23 protein-coding genes and 4 pseudogenes are annotated in these 20969 nt (G+C 44.2%); 9 read left to right on the top strand and 18 right to left on the bottom strand.

Annotated elements, in window-relative coordinates:
* Positions 1-92 precede the first annotated feature (92 nt).
* Positions 93-647, bottom strand: coding sequence for a TetR/AcrR family transcriptional regulator C-terminal domain-containing protein (locus P8F77_RS01095; RefSeq protein WP_034550381.1), 555 nt, complete (start codon positions 645-647; stop codon positions 93-95).
* Between the two features lie 10 nt (positions 648-657).
* Positions 658-1665 (bottom strand): DUF1848 domain-containing protein, encoded by a 1008-nt coding sequence (locus tag P8F77_RS01090; protein WP_051405256.1) that lies wholly within the window; start codon positions 1663-1665, stop codon positions 658-660.
* Between the two features lie 127 nt (positions 1666-1792).
* Here P8F77_RS01090 and P8F77_RS01085 point away from each other — a divergent pair, with 127 nt between their 5' ends.
* The 5 genes and pseudogenes from P8F77_RS01085 to P8F77_RS01065 all read left to right on the top strand — a co-directional run bounded on the left by P8F77_RS01085 (position 1793) and on the right by P8F77_RS01065 (position 4640).
* Complete coding sequence (locus P8F77_RS01085) at positions 1793-2260, top strand: Rrf2 family transcriptional regulator (RefSeq protein ID WP_024728887.1); 468 nt, start codon at positions 1793-1795, stop codon at positions 2258-2260.
* Positions 2220-3050: pseudogene (locus P8F77_RS01080) on the top strand (FAD-dependent oxidoreductase); the annotation flags it as partial. The gene P8F77_RS01085 and the pseudogene P8F77_RS01080, both read left to right, overlap by 41 nt.
* A gap of 124 nt (positions 3051-3174) precedes the next feature.
* Positions 3175-3396 (top strand): hypothetical protein, encoded by a 222-nt coding sequence (locus P8F77_RS01075; protein ID WP_328514496.1) that lies wholly within the window; start codon positions 3175-3177, stop codon positions 3394-3396.
* Complete coding sequence (locus P8F77_RS01070) at positions 3384-4055, top strand: cytochrome c biogenesis CcdA family protein (RefSeq protein WP_024728888.1); 672 nt, start codon at positions 3384-3386, stop codon at positions 4053-4055. The genes P8F77_RS01075 and P8F77_RS01070 overlap by 13 nt, the downstream gene beginning before the upstream one ends.
* A gap of 9 nt (positions 4056-4064) precedes the next feature.
* Positions 4065-4640 (top strand): TlpA disulfide reductase family protein, encoded by a 576-nt coding sequence (locus P8F77_RS01065; RefSeq protein WP_129701919.1) that lies wholly within the window; start codon positions 4065-4067, stop codon positions 4638-4640.
* Between the two features lie 120 nt (positions 4641-4760).
* Here the strand turns inward: P8F77_RS01065 and P8F77_RS01060 are convergent, their stop codons facing one another.
* The 6 genes from P8F77_RS01060 to P8F77_RS01035 all read right to left on the bottom strand — a co-directional run bounded on the left by P8F77_RS01060 (position 4761) and on the right by P8F77_RS01035 (position 8682).
* Positions 4761-5780, bottom strand: coding sequence for an NUDIX domain-containing protein (locus P8F77_RS01060; protein WP_024728893.1), 1020 nt, complete (start codon positions 5778-5780; stop codon positions 4761-4763).
* A gap of 28 nt (positions 5781-5808) precedes the next feature.
* Positions 5809-6531, bottom strand: a complete 723-nt coding sequence (locus P8F77_RS01055) for a nitroreductase family protein (RefSeq protein WP_024728894.1) — start codon at positions 6529-6531, stop codon at positions 5809-5811.
* The gene (locus tag P8F77_RS01050) at positions 6528-6875 is read right to left on the bottom strand and encodes an MmcQ/YjbR family DNA-binding protein (RefSeq protein WP_006567901.1); all 348 of its coding nucleotides are present in this window, start codon (positions 6873-6875) and stop codon (positions 6528-6530) included. The genes P8F77_RS01055 and P8F77_RS01050 overlap by 4 nt, the downstream gene beginning before the upstream one ends.
* 107 nt (positions 6876-6982) lie before the next feature.
* Positions 6983-7561 carry a hypothetical protein gene (locus P8F77_RS01045; protein WP_006567902.1) on the bottom strand — a complete coding sequence of 193 codons (579 nt, stop codon included), beginning with the start codon at positions 7559-7561 and terminating at the stop codon, positions 6983-6985.
* A 53-nt stretch (positions 7562-7614) separates the two neighbouring features.
* A complete protein-coding gene (locus P8F77_RS01040) occupies positions 7615-7863 on the bottom strand; it encodes a hypothetical protein (protein ID WP_129701921.1) in 249 nt (82 codons plus the stop codon).
* Between the two features lie 285 nt (positions 7864-8148).
* Positions 8149-8682 carry a GNAT family N-acetyltransferase gene (locus P8F77_RS01035; protein ID WP_024728896.1) on the bottom strand — a complete coding sequence of 178 codons (534 nt, stop codon included), beginning with the start codon at positions 8680-8682 and terminating at the stop codon, positions 8149-8151.
* A gap of 146 nt (positions 8683-8828) precedes the next feature.
* Here P8F77_RS01035 and P8F77_RS01030 point away from each other — a divergent pair, with 146 nt between their 5' ends.
* Positions 8829-9014 carry a hypothetical protein gene (locus tag P8F77_RS01030; protein ID WP_006567906.1) on the top strand — a complete coding sequence of 62 codons (186 nt, stop codon included), beginning with the start codon at positions 8829-8831 and terminating at the stop codon, positions 9012-9014.
* 12 nt (positions 9015-9026) lie between these two features.
* Positions 9027-9287 carry a spore coat protein gene (locus P8F77_RS01025; RefSeq protein WP_006567907.1) on the top strand — a complete coding sequence of 87 codons (261 nt, stop codon included), beginning with the start codon at positions 9027-9029 and terminating at the stop codon, positions 9285-9287.
* Positions 9288-9450: 163 nt separating this feature from the next.
* Here P8F77_RS01025 and P8F77_RS01020 read toward each other — a convergent pair whose 3' ends face one another.
* Positions 9451-9957, bottom strand: a complete 507-nt coding sequence (locus P8F77_RS01020; protein ID WP_095143003.1) for a hypothetical protein — start codon at positions 9955-9957, stop codon at positions 9451-9453.
* Positions 9958-10164: 207 nt separating this feature from the next.
* On the opposite strand from P8F77_RS01020, the gene P8F77_RS01015 reads away from it, so the two are divergent.
* Positions 10165-12024, top strand: a complete 1860-nt coding sequence (locus P8F77_RS01015) for a right-handed parallel beta-helix repeat-containing protein (protein ID WP_347256230.1) — start codon at positions 10165-10167, stop codon at positions 12022-12024.
* Between the two features lie 120 nt (positions 12025-12144).
* Here P8F77_RS01015 and P8F77_RS01010 read toward each other — a convergent pair whose 3' ends face one another.
* Positions 12145-12387 (bottom strand): diguanylate cyclase, encoded by a 243-nt coding sequence (locus P8F77_RS01010; protein ID WP_006567910.1) that lies wholly within the window; start codon positions 12385-12387, stop codon positions 12145-12147.
* Between the two features lie 33 nt (positions 12388-12420).
* Entirely contained in the window at positions 12421-13056 is a 636-nt protein-coding gene (gene nth / locus P8F77_RS01005) for an endonuclease III (RefSeq protein WP_024728899.1), read from the bottom strand.
* Positions 13057-13222: 166 nt separating this feature from the next.
* On the opposite strand from nth, the pseudogene P8F77_RS01000 reads away from it, so the two are divergent.
* Positions 13223-13398, top strand: a pseudogene (locus P8F77_RS01000) (ISNCY family transposase); the annotation flags it as partial.
* Between the two features lie 122 nt (positions 13399-13520).
* Here P8F77_RS01000 and P8F77_RS00995 read toward each other — a convergent pair.
* The 7 genes and pseudogenes from P8F77_RS00995 to P8F77_RS00965 all read right to left on the bottom strand — a co-directional run.
* A pseudogene (locus P8F77_RS00995) lies at positions 13521-13676 on the bottom strand (MBL fold metallo-hydrolase); the annotation flags it as partial.
* 395 nt (positions 13677-14071) lie between these two features.
* Positions 14072-15400, bottom strand: a complete 1329-nt coding sequence (locus P8F77_RS00990) for an SLC13 family permease (protein WP_024728901.1) — start codon at positions 15398-15400, stop codon at positions 14072-14074.
* A gap of 88 nt (positions 15401-15488) precedes the next feature.
* The gene (locus tag P8F77_RS00985) at positions 15489-16478 is read right to left on the bottom strand and encodes a hydroxyacid dehydrogenase (RefSeq protein WP_024728902.1); all 990 of its coding nucleotides are present in this window, start codon (positions 16476-16478) and stop codon (positions 15489-15491) included.
* 32 nt (positions 16479-16510) lie between these two features.
* A complete protein-coding gene (dapA, locus tag P8F77_RS00980) occupies positions 16511-17419 on the bottom strand; it encodes a 4-hydroxy-tetrahydrodipicolinate synthase (protein WP_024728922.1) in 909 nt (302 codons plus the stop codon).
* A 117-nt stretch (positions 17420-17536) separates the two neighbouring features.
* Positions 17537-18700: pseudogene (locus P8F77_RS00975) on the bottom strand (four-carbon acid sugar kinase family protein); the annotation flags it as partial.
* Between the two features lie 18 nt (positions 18701-18718).
* Positions 18719-19759 (bottom strand): 4-hydroxythreonine-4-phosphate dehydrogenase PdxA, encoded by a 1041-nt coding sequence (pdxA, locus tag P8F77_RS00970; RefSeq protein ID WP_024728903.1) that lies wholly within the window; start codon positions 19757-19759, stop codon positions 18719-18721.
* 28 nt (positions 19760-19787) lie between these two features.
* Positions 19788-20942, bottom strand: coding sequence for an iron-containing alcohol dehydrogenase (locus tag P8F77_RS00965; RefSeq protein WP_129701925.1), 1155 nt, complete (start codon positions 20940-20942; stop codon positions 19788-19790).
* Positions 20943-20969: the final 27 nt, after the last annotated feature.

The following is a 20969-nucleotide window of genomic DNA, read 5'->3' as shown; positions in this document are numbered from 1 at the left end:
ATTCTTTCATTATCAGTTTACCTCCCGGCGGAACAGGCAGACAAGTGACACATTTCCCATAATGTCAAAAAAGTGACACTTCCTTAAAAGTGTCACTTTTTAAAGTCGTTCAAAAGCTCTGCAAGTTCCGGAGGCAGGGCCCTGACCAGCAGTTCTGCCATATCCTCCGTGCTCCGCTTCATCCCACCGGTTACCCACTGTACAGTCATGGCAATGGACCCCCGGCAGTACATTTCCAGAAGAAACTCGATATCCGGCGGAATCTCTCTCTGATATTTCTTTTTTATAATGTCGGTGTAAAATTCATAGATAAAATCAAAATCATGCTGGAGCAGTGAATTGTGATCCTCAGATTTAAAGGCTGCCGTGAAGAAGCACCGTTCTCCTTTGATAAATTCAAATTTCTTGATCAGTCCTTCCCTGAGTGTAAGGCTCACGCCCATCTGCCGGAAGGATACAATGGCAAGCTTATCAAAATACCAGTTGATTAGATCATACTTGTCCTTAAAATTCCTGTAAAACGTCTGTCTTGTCACATCACATCGCTCTACGATCTGCTTTACCGTAATCCGGTCCACAGGCGTAAAAGCCATCAGCTCCCTGACGGCGCCTGCCAGTTTATATTTTGTTTTTTCCGATGCATCCATGAAACTCACCTCATTTGTCCGCCAGGCTTTCCTCAAAAAAACTCAGCTGTGCAATGGCACAGGATTCGGCTTTTCTTTCCGTTATCTTATCGAATTGATCCGGCTCTCCGCAGAGCATCGGGGTATCCGGCCGGTACTGTGCCGCAGTTTGATTTACAGTTTCTCTGCTGTGGCTGGCATAACAATAAAGACAGTCTGCCGGGCAGGTATCATAACTTCCGATGTCAAAACTCTCTGCACATCCACACTCCGGCCTTTGATTTTTATCTTTGTCCACAGAAATCTTCATTCCAATGAGCTTTTCCACAAGTTCTCTGTCGATACAGCAGCCCTTCCTGATGCCAAAACATGAAAGGTCATAACCTTCTGCACAGGTCACCGTGGTCATACCGTGATTTCTCGCAGAGGTCCCTGCTCTCTGTGCAAATTGAAAGACTTCTTCCTCTGCAGGCCGGCGGATTCCCGCCTGGGCCATCTGTCTTTTTATTTTCCGGTATATATCTAAAAAACTGATCACTGCCTGTTTTGTATATCCCTCCAGGGCTTCTGCCATGGACTCAAATGTATGAATATGCCACTCTATAGAATAGTCTTTGCTGATCAGCACAGGATCATAGCGCCATATAACCCTCTCTTTCCCGATCTTTCCGGACAGCTCCTGAAACAGGGGAATCAATTCTTTTTTCTTATCGGGCATTCCCGGCTCTATATCCTTTCCGTATCCATTGAGTGTAAATTGAAAATAAAACGGATACTCTTTCAGCTCTCCTAAATACTTCATGAAATTTTCAGGGTTCTTTGTCCAGAACACGATACAGTCAATATTTTCTCTGGAAAGCAGAATTTTGCTGACTTGTTTTGGATTCACCGGATTCCTCACGAGCACGGAGCCGTCCCGAAGCCGGTTTATGAACCATTCACCATAAAAAGCCGGAACATCTGTCCTTCTGCTGACACTCAATATCATAAGCAGTCTCCCTGTCACATTCATTATCGCTGGTTCTTTCACTGGGTTCATTGTACCACGGTTTTTCAGCAGATTCCATATTTTCTTCTTGACATTCACAAATGTAACTGATATGATTACAGCATAAACTGTAACTCAAATTATTACATATAGAATAAGACAGAGGGGAAATCAACTTATGAACAGTGAATTTACGATAGCAGTCCACGCACTCGTTTTTTTAAACCATAAAGGAGAAAGCGTATCCAGCGACAAGCTGGCCGCCAATATCTGCACAAACCCGGCAAGAGTCCGGAAGATCATGGGGAAACTCAAGAAAAAGGGACTGATTTCTACAAAAGAAGGGGTAGTAGGAGGATATCTGTTTGACCTGGAGCCATCCAAGGTAACCCTTTATGATATCAGCAGTGCCCTGAATGTTCCGTTTGTCTCGTCTTCCTGGCGGAGCGGCAACAGCGATCTGCCCTGTCTGGTGGCTTCCGGAATGGCAGGCATTATGGATGACATTTACGGCAGCCTGGATCAGTTATGCAAAGATCATTTGAAACAGGTAACCATTCAGACCATCGATCAAAAGATCTTCGGTTCATCCAAATTAAAGGAGAATGACGCTTGCCGCAAATGGAAGGAAAGTCGCTCTTATTGAAAAGGATTCTAACATGTACGGAGGAACCTGCATCAACGTTGGATGTATCCCATCCAAATCATTTGTTGCGAGTGCAGCTTTTTCTGCAAAGCTTGATTCTTCTTTTGAAGAAAAGGCAAGGCTGTACCGGGAAGCTGTTGAAAAAAAGACAAAGCTGACAGATACATTACGGGATAAAAACTACCATAAGGTCGCAGACCTGGAAAATGCAGATGTTTATAACGGAACCGCTTCTTTTATAGACAGCAGGCATGTGGCCGTGGCGTTACAGGCTGAGACACTGGAACTGGAAGCAGATCAGATTTTTATAAATACGGGAGCTCGCCCGTTTATCCCTCCCATTGAGGGTCTCTCTGACAGTCGGCGTGCGTATATCAGTGAGACCATGCTTTCTTTGGAGGAACTGCCGAAACACTTGGTCATCATCGGAGGCGGCTATATCGGCATGGAGTTTGCTTCTATCTACACGAACTTCGGCTCCAGGGTTACTGTCATCCAGGACGGGGAAGTATTCCTTCCGAGGGAGGACCGGGATATTGCCGATGCTGTTGCAGAGAGCTTAAAAGAACGCGGAGTAAAGCTGCTGCTCTCCACAAAAATAAACTCTGTCCGCGATGAAGAAGCTAAAACGATTGTGTCTGTGAAAACACCGGAGGGCGATGAAAAAATTTCAGCAGATGCCGTTCTTGTGGCTACAGGACGCCGCCCTAATGTAAACGATCTGAATCTGGAAGCTGCCGGTGTGGAATTGACTCCCAGCGGTGCTGTCAGGACAGATGAATTTCTTCAGACAAATGTTCCGGGCATCTATGCCATGGGTGATGTGGTCGGAGGTCTTCAGTTCACATATATTTCCCTGGATGATTTCCACATTGTGAAATCACAGATTCTGGGAGATAAAAAACGAAACGTAAATAACCGGGCTTTTAAAAGTCGTAATCGATACGAAGACAAACGAGATTTTAGGTGCTCATCTGTTCTGCGCCGAATCCCACGAAATGATCAACCTGATCAAACTCGCTATGGATGCACATCTTCCATATACCGTGCTGAGAGATACAATCTACACCCATCCGACCATGAGCGAGGCACTCAACGACTTATTTAACATCCAGGAGACTTTATGCAGTATTTAATTTCATTTTTAGAAGGCATCGTAACCTTTATATCCCCCTGTCTGCTGCCGATGCTCCCTATCTATATTTCTTATTTTGCGGGAGAGACAACAGACCGCCCAAGACACAAAGCCTTGCCTAATGCCATAACGTTTGTTGCGGGATTTACCCTGGTTTTTATCCTTCTGGGTGCCTTCGCGGGAACTCTCGGAGGGCTGCTCACTTCACATAAAATGATTGTCAACATAATCACCGGACTGATCGTCATCATCTTTGGTCTGAATTTTACCGGAGCGCTTAACATAAGCTTTTTAAACAGGACAAAACGCAGTTCTATGGAAGTGAAAAAACATACCCATGCATCATCTTTCTTATTTGGAATTGTTTTTTCCATCGGCTGGACCCCATGTGTAGGGGCATTCCTTGGCTCTGCACTGATGATGGCGTCACAGCAGGGCTCCATGGCAGAAGGCATCCTCATGCTGTTTCTCTACTCCATGGGTCTCGGCATCCCGTTCATTCTCAGCGCCGTGCTCATTGAGCGTCTGATGGGGGCTTTCGGCTGGATCAAATCGCACTACGGCATCATCACAAAAGTTTCGGGAATTCTGCTGATTATCGTGGGACTTTTGATGATGTTGGGAATGATGGACCGCTTTTTATCAATCTTGACATTTTAGGAGGGATCTATGAAACAACAAACAAAACTGATAGGGATTATTATCATACTCATCGCACTTTTAGCAGGAGCTTTTGTTCTCTACCAGAACCTGAGCAAAAAATATAAGGCAGATACTGCATCCGAAGAAACATCTTCCGGGGATGCTACAGAAAAACAGGAAGCTGTCACTGCCCCGGACTTCAACGCAGAGGATGCCGGCGGAAAGCCGATAAACTTCTTTTCTCTGACCGGCAAAAAACCCATTGTGTTAAATTTCTGGGCCAGCTGGTGTCCGCCGTGCAAACAGGAGATGCCCGGTTTTGAGGCCATGTATAAGAAATATTCCGGCAAAGTCAATTTTGCCATGGTCAACATGACCGACGGGGCAAGGGAGACAAAGAAAAAAGCGTCCTCCTTTATCAAAGAGCAGGGATATACATTCCCTGTTTATTATGACACGGAACAGGAAGCTGCCTATAACTATCAGGCAGAATCTCTCCCCACAACCTACTTTATCAACCCGGACGGAGAAATTGTCTCCGGAGCCAGGGGCGCTATGGAAGAGAGTGCCCTGGAGGCACAGATCAAAAAGCTGATAAAATAGCAGAACAAAGTGGGCAAGCCCACTTCAGCTCCCCAACCCCTCACTCTTTGAGGGGCTTGACAACTATTACTTAGAAAAGGAGCGGAACTGACTCATCCATTGTCAGTATCGCTCCTCTTATTATTTACACCCCATGAACTCTCCGAGCATCTTGATCTCATCCGCGAAAATACAGTGTCTGATCTCGCCGTTCCGGGCTTTTTCTTCAAATTCTCCGAAGTCCATCCAGAGAACAGAATCCACTTCTTCCTTCTGCAGCCGGAACTGTTCTTCCGCAAGATCTGTCTCATATACGTAAACTGCACTCAGCTCATGGTTATGAAACGGCTTTCCGTGAAAGATATCCTTTACGACGGAATCTCTCATTCCTATAAACTTAAATTCTTCCGGCTCTGTCGTTACTCCCAGTTCTTCGGAAAGTTCCCGCACCGCAGTGTTCAGATAATCATCCCCTGCCGCCATGTGGCCTGCTGATGACACATCATAATACCCAGGAAATGCGTCCTTTTCTTTGCTGCGCTTTTGCAGCAGGACATCAAATCCGTTTTGTTTTCTGCGCACCAGCCAGATATGGGAAGTTCCATGGAGATCACCGCCCGTGTGCACAATTGATCTTTCCTTTACGATCCCTGTAGGTTTCCCGTCCGAAGTCAATATATCAAAAAGTTCCATATCTTCGCCGTTTAGACAAGCCTGTCTAAGGCAGTCCCCCTGATAGACAAGCTTCAGCGAAAAGAAAGGTCCATTCTCAGCCAGCAGCTTAAAAAAGATCTTGTCCCCCTCCCAAAGGTTCAGGTCCAAAATATCCTTCTTATCCACCCATTCTAAGACCCCTTCATTGCAGGCGGTCAACTCCCCCTTAAATCCGTCTGCCGTAAAAAGGCTGATGTATTCCATCGGCCAGTCGTCACAGAGAAACGTAAGAATACCTCTAAACTTCCATGACGTAAGATGAAGCCCCGTCTCTTCTTTTACCTCTCTTAACAGGCAGTCCTCCGGGCTTTCTCCGTATTCAAAATGTCCTCCCACGCCGATCCACTTGTCCTTATTAACATCGTGTTTTTTCACGGTCCGGTGAAGCATTAAATATTTCTCATCTTTTTCTATATAACACAGCGTTGAAAATTTTGTCTTGCTCATCGATCATCCATCCTGTTTTTATTCTCTGTCAATAACGGAATTCTGCTCCGTTTCCTAATTCCCAGTATCCTGTTTTTTCCGTTCCCAGCTCAAAATGAAGCTTTGCGATCCCCATATCAATCTCTTCAAATCCATTTTTGACCTTCACATGGGCTGTAAACTTTCCATCCTTCCACCGAAATTCCACCGGCTGTGCATTCAGGGCAGACGGGGCCTTCTCAACTGCTTCCATCCCCTGCATGATCCAGTCCGGAATCTTTTCTTCTGTCTTGAGCATCTGATCTGCTTTTTTCCCTTTTTTCTTTACAAAAGAAGAGATCATCTTTTCTTTCGTCCTCTTATCCGCCTCTACATATCCAACCGTAATGACCGCCTCAAGGCTCTCTCCCTGTTCTAAATCGCACACACAGCTGTCCTTCTTATATGTACTGCCCACCCAGCATGTGCCGAGTCCGGTAGCAGCAGCCAAAAGGACCAGCTTTTCACCGTAATAGCCCAGCTTTTCTTTTAAATCGGGATCGTCTTTTCTGCCCGCCATTGCAATGAATCCATGCACATTTTTAAACATGCCGTAGCTCATTTTAATCTTGGAAATGTTGCCCTCATCTGTGATGAGCTGCAGATGGAGCCCCTGTTCCTTATTGATTTCCCGGATCATCTGAAACAACGGCTTTGCATCTTTTTCCCTTATATATTCCGGAAGGTACGTCCTTCTGGAACATCTTATGTTGATTGCTTCTCTCGTATTCATTTCTGCCTCCTTATGCCTGCTTGAATCAAATCGTAGCTCTCCCCGATCATGCGTTTGATATCCTCATCCGGCACTGAACCGTCAAGAATGATGGAATTCCAATATTTTTTGTTCATATGAAAGGCCGGCACAACAGAATCATAAGTCTCTCTCCATACCAAGATCCACTCCGGATCACACTTTATATTAACCCAGATATGTCCGTTTCGTTCAAAAATAAAAGCAAATGTCTTTTTATTCATCTCATGTCTCATGAGTGTCCAGTTGCTGTCATGAAACGGATAGTCTTCATAAACCTGCTTCAGTGACATGCAGAATTCAATCACTTCTTTTCTTGTTCTCATACCCCGGGCCTCCTTTCTATAGCCTTTTTATTATAACACTGATTCTTGATTTTTGCCCGGAAAAAGAAGAAACAGACAGAAAAATGCTGTCTGCTTCTTAATATTTGCTAATATTTTTTTATCGTAAATGCGGTCGTCTGAGGCGGAATGCTTGCGGTCATAAAATCAGCATGTTCTACCCGTACCCGGTCGCCCTGTTTTAAGTCCCTAAGCCGTATTCTGCTTCCCTGGCGGTCCAGAATCGGAGTATTCTCTGTGACTACAAAACGGATCTGGCTTTCCGGTTTTCCGGGTATTCCTGTGTACAGGAAACCGTTGTGCAGATCAACCCCTGCCACTCTCCCGTCGGTAACCGCTGTCCCGCAGGGATTGCTTTTCACAATGATCCTGTATGCCCTGGCCTGGGGCGGAATACTTTTTGTCATAGCCTTTGAGATCCAGGCATCGACCGTCATGCCTTCCTTCAGATCCCTGGAAGTAATTCTTTTCCCGTCGCTGCAGTGGATCAATGTATGCTCATCCACAATCATTACAACGACGGACTGAATTCTGCTGTCTTTCTGAAGTCTGCACACTGTTTTGACGTAATCTGCGTCACCCGAATGCATGATATTTTCAATGGTCCCGCCCTGGATATTGATTGTTTCTCCCTGATCCGAATCCCATATATTTTCACAAAAGCTCATGCTTATACAGTTCCTTTTTCTTTTATATTATGCAGAAATATAATTTTGTGAAGTTATTTACTGTATTTTCCTGAAAAATATTCTTCCAAATACGCTTTTGCACTTTTTTTATCCTGAATCTCTTTTTTGACATATGTAAAATATTCCAATGCATCCTGCCAGTCCTTTGTACTGAAGCTTTCCGCATCAATTTTATTCAAAATCCGGCTTATTTCTCTGTCTTTCTGCCTGTCTCTGAGTTCCGAAAGATATGCACATCTGCTTTTCTCTGCCAAAAAATCCAACAGTCCCTGATCTGCCATCTTCTATATCCTCCCATTCTCTGTATCTCCCTGTACTTTTGTCCGTAAAGAACGCCTGGTGATTAAAGCAGACTTTTTTTGAGTATTTTCAGCTTTTCCATGACCACCATCTGCCGGTCAATATTCTGGTCTTTGGCAGACACTCTAACATATCCAAACACACGATGTTTTCCTGATTCCATAAATTCATTCCCCCCTATATACTGTAGGTTAAAAATCTACTCCTATAAAGTATCACAAGAAAGAATCAATCTTATACTCGGAGGGTGTGCCCTGTGGGGATCTTTAAGCTTGTATCTCATACACTGTCTCAAAAATCTGCTGTTTCATCCGTTCAAAATCTTCTTTCGATGACTTCTTTGGATATGTCATATTTTTCAGCAGCAGAGAGGATTGTCCCTGCTGGAGATCCGGCTGTATATAATCAAAATCATTGAGGCAGAACCCGGCTCTTTCGTAAAATCCTATCCTTCTCCTTGCCAAGTCTGTTCCCGGCTCTTCTACTTCCAAAAACACTGTTTTTTCCGTATTATTCAAAAAATCATTCAGGAGCATTCCCCCGATTCCATTTCCCCTTAAGGATGCATCAACCGCAAAATGCTCTATAAAAACGAATGTGTCAAACTCCCACACGGCGAGAAGGCCATGGATTTCGCTTTCTTGTTTCACTGTATAAAGCTGATACGCCGAACGGCCGAGAAGGTTTCTCTGACCTTCTTCATTCCTTATTTCACTTGGCGGAAAAGCCTCTGTCATCAGTTTATAAATTTTTGAAAATTTTTCTGCTTCTGCCTTTTCCCATTGATAGATATGCCTCAAAATAAAACCTCCATAAAAAATTCATTCATTTTTTAATTAAATTTTATTACAAAATCAATCAAATTTATACAGCTGTTTTCATTTCGCATACTATAAAAATTGTTTGGGATACTAAAGAGGTAATAAATTTTAAAGGAGGCATTACAATGGCAAATATATCTATGTTAGATTTACAGAACCTTCGTCACTTAATCGGCGGTTTTGACACCACACACTGCAAAATGCAGGCTTATGCAGACCAGGCGACAGATCCCGCTCTGAAAAAATTCTTTCAGCAATCCGCTCAGTCAGCAATGGACAGTAAACAAAAATTAATGCAGTTTCTTAAGTAAGGAGGAAGCAAAATGTTAGATGATAAGACAATGGTAGCCGATACGCTTGCCGGCGTAAACGGAGAGCTGACAAGGTACGGCGGAATGATCGCCCAGTCGGAAAACCAGGAATTAAAGCAGACATTAAAACAGATGAGGAACCAGTGTGAAATGTCTCAGGAAGAGATTTATAAGCTTGCCAGAGAACGTGAGTATTATGTTCCTGCAGCACCTGCCACTCAGGAAGAAATAGATCATGTAAAATCTCTGTTCCCACAGGATAAAATGTTTTAAGTAAATTTATTTAAGGCGGCATCCAAAATATTAGGTTTGTGATCAGCCCCTTGTCAAGTAGACAGATGAAATATCTAAAATAAAGTGCCGGAAATGGTCATGTACATGCATGGCCATTTCCTATGCACACCATTTTTCTTTATATTTTTCAATGCGCGGACTTTTACATAATATCTTTTTTTGCCTTCAGTTTCTTCAATGGATAATAGAGATTCAGCCTGCTGGATAGGATACCATCATTTGAAAAAACAATAGTTTTATCCTTTCCTTTGATTGCATCAAAGAAAGCCTTCTTTGCGGTATAGCTGCTGTTGGGGAAATTGATCATGGCAACTTTTCCTGTCTGCATGGATTTCAGTTTAGATACAATGTTTGGATTGTTAATGAAATATTGAAAGTCAACATCAAACTCATCTTTTATGTCTATTCTATTATTTCCATTGTTTATGACACATTTTTGATTTAAATCACCGGCCTGATCAGCAATCCTTACACCAGATATCTCATATGCTCCTGAAGGGGCCTTAGATGAAATTGGAATATTAAAAGTATATTTACCTGAAAATTTGGGCGAGTTTGACCATTCCCCTTGCCTGTTATTTCTGCATATACTAAATATAAGATTGAACTGAAAAAAGCAGGTGATATTTTGACTCCAGTCTCCAATCAAACTGAGCTTCTGAACGCTGTGGCTTCCAAAGAAACTCACATTCAGGCAGTCTCAGATTTCACAGTCTCCAAACAGATCACTGTCCGCTGTTCCCTGACACTCACTGGCTGTTCCGATGAATGTCCGGTCTCCCTTTATAAGGATGCTTCCTTTCCCTCTTCTATGTTTCATGTTTTAGAAGGAGGCAGCCTCACCCTTCAAAACATTGTGTTAGACGGTCAAAAGGAACTCCATTCAGGCAGAGATCCTATGAACCGTTCCTTAATATTGATTTCGGGCGGTACGCTCATTCTGAAACACGGTACAGTTCTCCGAAACAACCATTCCTATACAGAAGGGGGAGGCGTTTATTTTTCAGGCATCGCTTCCCTTCCAAACAATTTCCTGATGACCGAAGATTCGCAGATTTCGGGTTGCTCCTCCAGACTCTGCGGAGGAGCTGTTATGGCCGCTGTCAAACATCCCGATGATAAACTTTCAATCCTGGGACGCGCTTTGATCACCCACAATACTGCGGCCCACGGCGCCGGGATCTATCTTCGCTCTTTTGAAAAGCGGGCGGGAAGCATCCTCACCGTTTCTGACTCGTCAGCCATAACTGATAACATTGCCCTGGGATGCGGTGGCGGCATCAATTTCTCAGGCTTCCGTGAAGATGCTGAAATACCTTCTTCCCTCACAGTGTCAGGTAATGTGAGGATCTCCGGAAATGCCTCTGCTTACGGGGGAGGTATTTACTTCTTCGGCTGCAGTGAGGAAGATCAGCTGGATATCGAAAAGGACTCTGTCCTCTCTGAAAACAGTGCAAAAGAAAACGGGGGAGGTCTCTGCCTGGTTTCCCAAACAGGTGCCTCAGTTACAGTAAATGAATGTTCTATTTCCAAAAACAAAGCCGATGGACAGGGCGGAGGCATTTCACTCACTAATCGTTCTTCAAAAAAATCTGTCCGCCTGGCACTGATGAATTCTGATATAAAGGGAAACCGGGCGGCTTCCTGCGGCGGAGGCATTGTTTTTAGTGCAGGCAGCGGAGAATTTTCCTTTCACCTTACAGACAGCAGGATTTTTGAAAATATTTCTTCTTCTGACGGCGGCGGTATTGCCATGAGTTCATCCGGCAGCGGCATTGTCAATGTGTCACAGACTTCATTTTCCAGAAACACCGCAAAAAAATCCGGCGGCGGGCTGGCCTTTCTGTCTGAGTCTTCATCTAAAGCAAAAAATCTCTCCCTGACATCGTCAGAGTTTATCAAAAATCAGGCAGGATCAGGCGGAGGAATCTTTCTTGATTCCAAAGAAGGCGCTGCGGATGCAAACCTATATGACTGTATCATCGAGGACAATACGGCTCGTTTTGGGTGCGGCGGCGGTATCCTGTCCCATGGCTTTGGCAATATTGTAAGTTTAAGAGGCACCACACGGCTTTCACAAAACCTTGCCAAGAAAGCAGGAGTCGGTATCTCTCTTGAATGCGGCAGTTCTCTTATTCTTGAGGAAGGACCAAATTTATATGACGGCTTTTTCCTCAAAGATGCTGATACTCATCTCTACCTGCAGAACACCCTCCATCCCAATGCATGTATCCGTCTTGAGAATTCCGAATATATTTCTCCAAACAAGGAAGGAAATCCAATCGTCATCTGTGCCCCTTTATCCGAATATTTCGGTCTTCAGCCTTCGGACGCCGAAAAATTTCGGATGCCGTCCCACAGGTTTAACGGCTGGGAATTTCGTCTAAATCCTGACCGAACTTTTGTCCTGCTGGCTCCCGTCCGTTTCAGGATACGCTATGAGAACCTGTTGGAATCCTCAAACACCAACCCAGTTTTTTATACGACAGATTCACCTGATCTCATCCTGAATCCTCCGGAAGAACTTCCGGGCCTTGCCTTCCTCGGATGGTATGACGATCCATTCGGCGGAAAACAGATAAATATGATCCCCCACGGAAGCACGGAGCATTACACGCTCTATGCCAGATGGAAACCAGAACCCGTGGGGTTAAAGTCCCTTCCCCTTTTCAGGAAACGATTTCCTCTTTCTCTTCTGAGCAAAAGAAAGCATTAAAATAAGGGAGTAAATCACAGTACGATTTACTCCCTTCTCCATACAGTTTATGATCGGCCAGAAATTGTATATCCGTTTTTTCCTCTCTGCTTTGTCTTGTAGAGAGCCGCATCCGCATGATTATACAGCGAGACAAAGTCTGTTCCGCCCCAGAATATCATTTTCACGGATATGCCCTCGTATAACTGTTATAAACTCTTTAATAGCCATATCCCTAAACACATGGCCGAACCGGCCGTTGGCCTGCTTAAAGTTATCAATATCCAACAGGAAAAAGGCATACATGGCAACCTGATTTTTTGACAAGACCTTCCCGATGCACCTTTCTGCAGCATTGGTTTTGAATAACTTTTGTTTCTTCATGCCGGCTCCTCCTCCCAGTCCTCTGTCCCGACACTATAACCCTTCTTTGGGGCATATATCCTTCAGACAGCATACCTCACAGTGTGGCTTTGTCCTTGCAGTACAGATATCCCTTCCGAGAAATACCAGCCTGTGGCAGAAGTCGCTTCCTTCTTCGGGAGGTATGATCTCCCAGAGTGCCATCTCTACTTTTTTTGGATCTTTGATCTGATCCACCAGTCCCATGCGGTTCACCAGCCGGATGCAGTGAGTATCCGTGACGATTGCAGGTTCTCCGAAAACATCGCCCATCACAAGGTTGGCGCTCTTACGTCCTACCCCCGGAAGTTTCATCAGAGCCTTAAAGTTATCCGGAATTCCGCCGCCGTATTCGTCTCTCAATATTTTCATACAGGCACTGATATCTCTCGCCTTACTTCGTCCAAGCCCACACGGCCTGACGATCGCCTCTATGTCCGCCGGATCTGCTTCTGCCAGAGCATTCACATCCGGATATTTTTCATATAAATCCTGAACAACCACATTGACTCTGGCATCTGTACACTGTGCCGCCAGACGCACGCTCACCAGCAGTTTCCATGCCTGGTCATAATCCAAAGTACACCCTACATCAGGATACTCCTTTTTCAGCCTCTCTATGATCTCCAACGCTAATTTGTCTTTTGTCATATTGTACTCCTCTATTTCTATTATAACAAATAGGCATTTGCGAAACGCCGGAATCCGCATAAATACGGCATTCTTTTTGCTACAAAACAACTCCTCAATGATTTATGGTAAAATTGAGATGTCAAATAACAATTAGCAATATCACCAAAAAAGAAGTTGCACCTATATGATAACATACAAACAGCTTTCTTTGGCAGATATTTTTACCGATTGTTCTCATTCTCACGCTGCTACCAGCAGACCTCGTAAACATCTTCTTTATCCGATGCTCAAGGCCCTGTTATTACAGCTCATTTTCTCTATTCCGAGACATCTCTCTTGATCGAATTTCTCAAATACTCTTGCTCCTTCATCTTCTGCAAATATTCTTCCGTGATCTCGGCATATCCATTCACAAGACTTGGCATCGGCGTAACCGGATGTTCCCGAAACATTTTTACATCCGGTTCACCCATGTAGATTTTGGTTCCGAACATGTTTTTAAAAAAATTTACAGCGCCAAAGTGATCAACATGGCCATGCGATAAAATAATCCATTTTACGTCTGCCGGATTAAAACCCATTTCCCAAATTGACTGTATCAGCACTGCCTGCGCTCCACAATTCCCAGCATCAAACATAAGAAGACCTTCTCCCGTGTCCACAATATGCACGCAGACCCAGCTATCACCAACATAGTATAAATTTCCATAAATTTGAAATGGTTTTACATAGCGCAATTCCTGATTAATAAAAAATTTTCCTGTCTTTTTACCTGCAATTCTGTTCCGATGCTCCTCATAATCCTTATAATCTGATTTTATTGACATTTTACTGTTCCTTCCTGATATAAATTCCATCGGCTGCTGGCCGGCACAAGCCGAAGACCCGTGGGGTGGTCTGCAGCCGTATAATCTTCAAGTATATTTGTATGATGTACTGTTCGCGAAAACAATGCACAACAGGAAGTACAGTTTCATTATAACATCTGCTATAATTCCACTATACTTCCTACTATGCGGTTTATTTTTTAACTTTAGAAGAGGAATGCTACTGAACTTACAGTAACTACTGCGATCAATATGATCAGCAATGGCCCGCCAATCTTGACAAAGTCGGAGAATTTATATCCGGCCGGTAAAATCTGCATGTTGACAGCTGTTCCGTAAGATGTTGCAATTGCCAGATTCGAACACGCCGCAATTACGATAACCCACGGAACCGGACTGATTCCAAGACCAAGCGCCATTGCGATAGCAATTGGGCTGATCATAGCCGCCGTTGCATTGTTCGACATAAAATTCGTCAGTACGCTTGTTAAAACTGCAATTACAATTGTAAGAACTACTACGGAAGCGTTTTTCCCTCCGAAAAGATTCAGTACTGCGTTTGCGATCAAAGCTCCGCCGCCTGATTTATCAAGTCCCGCTCCAAGTCCGCCGATACCGCCGATTGTAATCAGTACATCCCAAGGAAGCTCTTCATAAGCTTTCTTGACCGGAATACATTTTGTTCCAAGAACGATAACTGCACCTAACATACCGATAACGCCGATTGTAAAATGGCTTTTAAATGGTTCAAATCCACTCGCCACGAATAAGAAAATGCACAGAAGCATTGTAAATACTGAAATAGCTCCTTTCTTGCCATCCGCCGGATCATTTGTGCTTTTTTCTTCAACTGCCGGGGCATCTGCATACATGTTTCCCACATTGAAGTCCGGACTTTCCGGTTTCAGAACTTTCTTCAGCAAAGTATATCCGATCGTCCCCCAGAAGACAACCTGCACGATAGCTGCCGGAAGCATGATTTTTGTCATATCAAACATTCCAAGTCCATCTTTATATCCGTCATATCCCTGAAGCACCGCGTTCGCCGCAAGCTGTGATGTAGACCCGACCAGCGTACATGCCCCCCCAATGATTGCTGCAGTTCCCGCCGGGAAAATAACCATCTTAGATCGGATCCGTCCGTTTGATCCAGCCGCTACAACAGCGATCAGAGGCATCCAGATAGCTACTGTTCCGTTATTGCTCATAAACGCTGACATCAAACAGCATACAGCGCTTGCTGTTACGATAAATCTGCGTTCCGTCTTTGCTAAAAATGAATTTCCAATTCTGTCGCCGATTTTCTGAGCCATGCCGGTCTCAAAGAGCGCCGCGCTTACGATACACATCCCGACGACCATTGCCCAGCCAGGAGCGCTGAATCCGGCATATACTTCCGAAAGTTCCATCTGCGGAATCAGAATTCCCATTGCTACGGAACTTCCCATAGCCACAACGCTCATTGGCAATTTATTCCACATGAACAGTACAATTGTAATTGCTGCAATTATAATTGCTATAATACTTGAACTCATAGTTTTTTCTCCGTTTCCCCACATAGTTTTTCTTGTAACTTAACTTTATACACTCAAATATAAGAGTTCAGCCCTTTATTATGGCTTCTTATACTTCTGCATACTCCGTGTCTTTCCACTTCGGATGATCATATACCGACCTGTCTGCTACGAATGGCCATTTCTTTCCCTCTGCTACTGCCAGACAGCCTTTCACACACATTTGAGCCATTTTAATGACCGCTTCTCTTGTCTGTGCCGCCGAATGAGGGCTTACAATCAGATTTGGGCAATTCAAAAGCGGATCATCTGTCTTTGGAGGTTCATTGCAGAATACGTCCGTTGCTGCCCCTGCAATTTCACCTGCTTTCAATGCCTCTGTCAGATCTGCTTCGTTGATGATTCCGCCGCGGCTGCAGTTAATGATCAGTGCCGTTTTCTTCATTTCTGAGAGCTGCTTTCTGGAAATCATATTTCTGGTTTCCTCGGTGAGAGGCACATGAATGGATACTACGTCACTGATTTTCAAAAGCTCTTCATAGTTCTCATAGTACTCTGCGCCGTAACCTTCTACCTGTTCTTTTGACAAAAACGGATCATAGGCTGCTATTTTCATTCCACATCCTTTACAGATCTTTGCAGTTTCACGTCCGATTGCCCCAAGTCCAAGAATCCCAACGTTCTTACCTTCCAGCTCAAATGCTTTTTTAGCTCCACGGATTTCCCAGTTGCCTTTACACATTTCCGTCTGAGCTTCCACCAGATTTTTGGAAAGTGCGAACATCATCGCCACCGCATGCTCTGCAACGCTTCTGTTATTGGCTCCCGGTGTGATAACTACAGGGATCCCATGCGCTGTAGCTGTCTTCACATCTACGGAATCATATCCTACGCCTGTACGCCCGATAACCTTCAGATTCGGGCTGTTCTCGATGGCATGTCCGTCACATTTTGCAATCCTTACGATCAGAGCGTCTGCATTCTTCATTTCATCCAGATAATTGTTTGGATCCTGATTATCTGCAACATAAACATCCGCGATTCCGTCCAGCATCTGAAGCCCTTCCGGGCACACGGCCTGTGTCATTACAAATTTCATCTTCTATTCCTCGCTTCTTTCTAATCTTTTATTTAGTTCATACCCTTATCAGCGTTCTCTTTTAAAACCCTCTTAAGCGCTTCTACGCCTTCATCGCACAGATAGTTGAATGGCCTTCTGCATTCTCCTACCGGATATCCAAGCATCGCAACGGCCTTCTTAACTACTGTGTTCGGATTCCCATATTTGAACACTGCGCGGAAACTTGCGATAGAATCCTGCGCCGCCTGCGCATCTTCCAGTTTCCCTTCTTTGAAAAGATTGTAAATAGAAGAAAGTACATGAGGATATACATTGGAGCATCCGGCGATCCCGCCAGTTCCCCCTTCTTTTAATGCCGGAAGGATCAGGGAATCATTTCCTGATAATACAAAGAAATCTTTGTCAAGATCCTGAGTCTGATGAATGTATGCTTTCAGGTTCTCCCAGTCCCCGCTGGAATCCTTTGCCCCGACAATAATATCTACGTCTCTGGCGAGCCTGGCGACCGTCTGCGGAAGAAGTTTGTTGCCTGTGCGTGCCGGAATGTTATAAAGTACAATCGGCGTGTCCACATGTTTTGCAACTTCTACATAATGGTCATACAGTTCTTTCTGAGATGCGACCGCAAAACTTGGCGTAATAATGGAAAGCACGTCTGCCCCAAGCTCCTCCGCTTTCCTGCTCATACGGATGGTATCTGCTGTGGAAATGCATCCGGAGCCTGCATATACAGGTACACGTCCTTTTACCTGATCGATCGTTGCTTCAAGCACTTCAACCTTCTCATTCTCGCTTAAGATATAACCTTCCCCGTTGGTTCCAAACGGGAAAATACCATGCACACCGCCGTCAATCAGACGTTCAATCTGTGCGCGGAGTTCCTCTGTATTCATACTTTCATCCGCTTTCATCGGTGTTAAAATTGGTGTGATAATTCCCTTCAGTTCAACTTTTTTCATGATGCGTTCTCCTTTCAATTTTGAATTTTTATGAAGCACTTTCTCTGCGATTCGGCACAGGATATCGACTGTTCCGAATCCACCTGATTTTGATATTACCTGTATGGAATGGCCTCCGCATTTAATTTTTGATACAACAACGCCTTGTTCAATTTCGCATATTGGTTCGATCTGCGTACATCCGATTTGCTTCATATATCCCATCAGCGTATCCCCGCCCGTCATCAGGATCGTAAGATCCAGCCCCTGGTTTACCAGTTCGTTGACAATGCAGCCATGCGAATCTGAGATTCTGAATCTGACAGATTCCTGTTCTATCTTGTGGTCTTTCAGAAATTGTTCTTTGCTGTCATCCGAATCAAATGTATCAACAATCACTTTCTTCCTGCGCTGGCAGAGTCCCGCTATTTCGCGTGTAAATGATCTTCCCTGCGCCGTCCCATAATATTCCGGCATCAGTTTCTGATGCATTGTCAGATGGATTCTTGTAAATCCGCCGTTCTTTTCCGCATACGAAACCTGCTGTTCTGTAATCTTGTTCAGACTTCCGCATGCTACATACATCCCGTCAGTCTTGTGAAATGCCATCTCTCCTTGCCGGTTGAAAGATATTTTTTCTACCAGACGATCTGCCAGTCCTGCGCACCCCGCCAACAGCCCGAGAGCGTTCTTCTCAATCAGCTCGTCCAGTCGGTTATCAATGTCTTCTGTACTGACCGTATCACATACGATAATCTCCGGTTGGTCTTTTGCCAGTTCAGGAATCTTCTCGCTTCTCTTTAACACCTCTACGGCAACATCGCTCTCTTTTTTGATGATATCCGGTATGTACGACATATTTACCGGTTCAAATGGATCCTTTCCAAATACACTGTTTTCCAGCAATTCACCGTCTATATAATGAGTCCCGTTCTTTGTAACTCTGTGAATTTCCGGATAACCGGGAAGGAAGAACACTTTGCCGTTTCCCGCTGCATCGGCGACAGCTTTTACCTCGGCCCCTATGTTTCCCCTGAGCGCAGAATCTGTTTTTTTGAAAATAATCTGTACTTCGCGGGCAATCGCCCACTCTGTAATCTTTTTTACTTTCAGATACGCGTCTTCTTTCTGCATTGGCCTTGATTCACTGTCGATCACAAGAACCTCTGTGTCTGGTCTGATTTCACTATTCTCCAACTTTGTTTTTGTGAAAACCTGTGTGCTGATGCCACGTTTTTTAAACTGGATTCCTGTATCCAAAGCACCAGTAAAATCATCGGCTATAATCAACAGTTTTACCACGTCGTTTTCCTCCCGCTATTATTTGTTTTCTGCAAGGCGGATCGCATAATCAATAGAATTTACAAGGCTTAATTCGTTACATTTTCCTGTTCCTGCAAGATCAAATCCGGTTCCATGATCTACAGATACGCGTATGATTGGAATGCCAAGCGTTACATTGACGCCGGATACGGCGTCCCATTTCTTTTGCTCCTTATTGTATTTGAATCCTTCTACCTTAAGCGGTATATGTCCCTGATCGTGATACATTGCAACGACAATATCATACCAGCCCCCGATTGCTTTAGAGAAAATGGAATCCGGAGGCGTCGGCTTCTTCTCCGGAATATGAATCCCTTCTTCCAGCGCCGCATCAATAGCCGGCTGAATCTCTTCAATCTCTTCCGTACCAAACATTCCGTTCTCCCCGCAGTGCGGATTCAGACCTGCCACGCCAATCTTCGGCTCTTTAATTCTGATCGCTTTACATGCATCGTTGGCAATTCTGATGCACTCCAGCACGCGTTCTTTTTTTACCCTCTCGCATGCCTGACGAAGAGAAACATGCGTGGACACATGTACAACTCTCAGATCGCCATGGGCGAGCATCATGGTGTATTTGCCGGTATCTGTATAATCTGCGTAAATCTCTGTATGTCCGGAGTAATGATGCCCTGCCATGTTAATGGCTTCTTTGCAGATCGCATTAGTTACAGTTGCATCAATCTCGTTTTTCATTGCAAGCTCGATCACCTTCACAACATACTGGAATGCGGCTTCCCCACACATTTTTGAAACTTTACCGTATATATGCTTTTTCATATCGACCAGTTTCATATCATAGACGTCGATCGTTCCGTGTTGGAATACCGCATCTTTTACATTTTCTACAGCATGGATCCGGATTTCATTGTCTTTCCCAAGAAACTCCACTGCGTTTTTCATGCAATTCGCATCTCCAATAATGATTGGCTTACATCTTTCGTACACAGCCGGGTCTGAAAGTGCTTTTACGGAGATTTCAGATCCATTTCCCGAGGGATCTCCCATTGTAATTCCGATAATTGGTTTCTTTTCCATTTCTCCTGCCCTTTCTTTGATAATTGTTTTATTTCAGAACTCTCAGGTAAATACCCCTGATATCATCCAGTGATAATTCTTTCATGTTATTTACCAAAAGTCTTTTTTGATCGCTTCCTGCCTTTACAAGGAAATCAAGGTCTTCCATTTTTACTCCGAATTCATTCAGGTCTGTTGGAATGTTTGTCACTCTTACAATGTCTACAATCTGTTCGATCATATAGTCCGCCTTTTCATCCACATTTTTTTCGAAAAGCTCCGGGAACACTCCGTCGCACAATTCCGCAAGTCTTTCCCTGCAGGCGTCTTTGTTGAATTCCATTACATGTGCAAAAAGGATTGCATTGGATACGCCATGCGCAATATGGTATTTTCCGCCCAATGGATATGACAGCGCATGTACAGCCGTTGTACCGCTTCCTGTGATAGCGACTCCGCCATAGAACGCGCCAAGCATCATATTACCCTTTGCTTTCATATGATCTGCATCATTGAAAGCTTCTCTGATATTATGAAAGATCAGTTTTGCACCGGCCATTGCATACGTATCGGAAAACGAAGTCGCTTTTTTTGAGGTAAAGCACTCTACTACATGGGCAAGCGCATCCACGCCCGTTGCTGCAATGATAGATTTTGGAAGCTTTCTGATCATCTGCGGATCCAGAAATACGTAATCCGGAATCATGTTATCGTTCACAATTCCTTTCTTTGACTGCTCTTCCGGAATGGCTACGATAGCGTTGCATGTTGCCTCCGATCCGGTTCCGCAAGTAGTAGGAATCATCAGGGTCTTAATCTGTTTCTCAGCAATTGCAGGATCTCTCAGAAGATCTTTTATCGTATAAGGAGCGTCTTTTAATATACTGCAGAGCTTTGCCGCATCCATAACGCTTCCGCCGCCAATCGCGATAATAAAATCACCATTGTAGCACGCGACCTCATCCATGACTCTTTCTACATCCTGATATGCCGGTTCCGGAGTCAAATTGTCAAATACTTGATATTCGGCCGTTGTTTTATGAAGTATTTTCGTCAGTATATCCAAAAGTCCTGTAAGTCTGATGCCTTTATCTGTAAATACAATAATCTTCTTTGCATGTTCTTTTTCGATGATTGCAGCTACATTTTCAATGCATCCCTCCCCTCCGCAGATATATGACGGAATTTTAATCTGATAACTCATTTTCTTTCCTCCTTTGATTCGTTTTGA

The organism is Anaerostipes sp. PC18, assembly GCF_039789045.1.
GTDB classification, from domain to species: domain Bacteria; phylum Bacillota; class Clostridia; order Lachnospirales; family Lachnospiraceae; genus Anaerostipes; species Anaerostipes hominis.
This window is presented reverse-complemented; position numbering and strand designations above follow the sequence as displayed.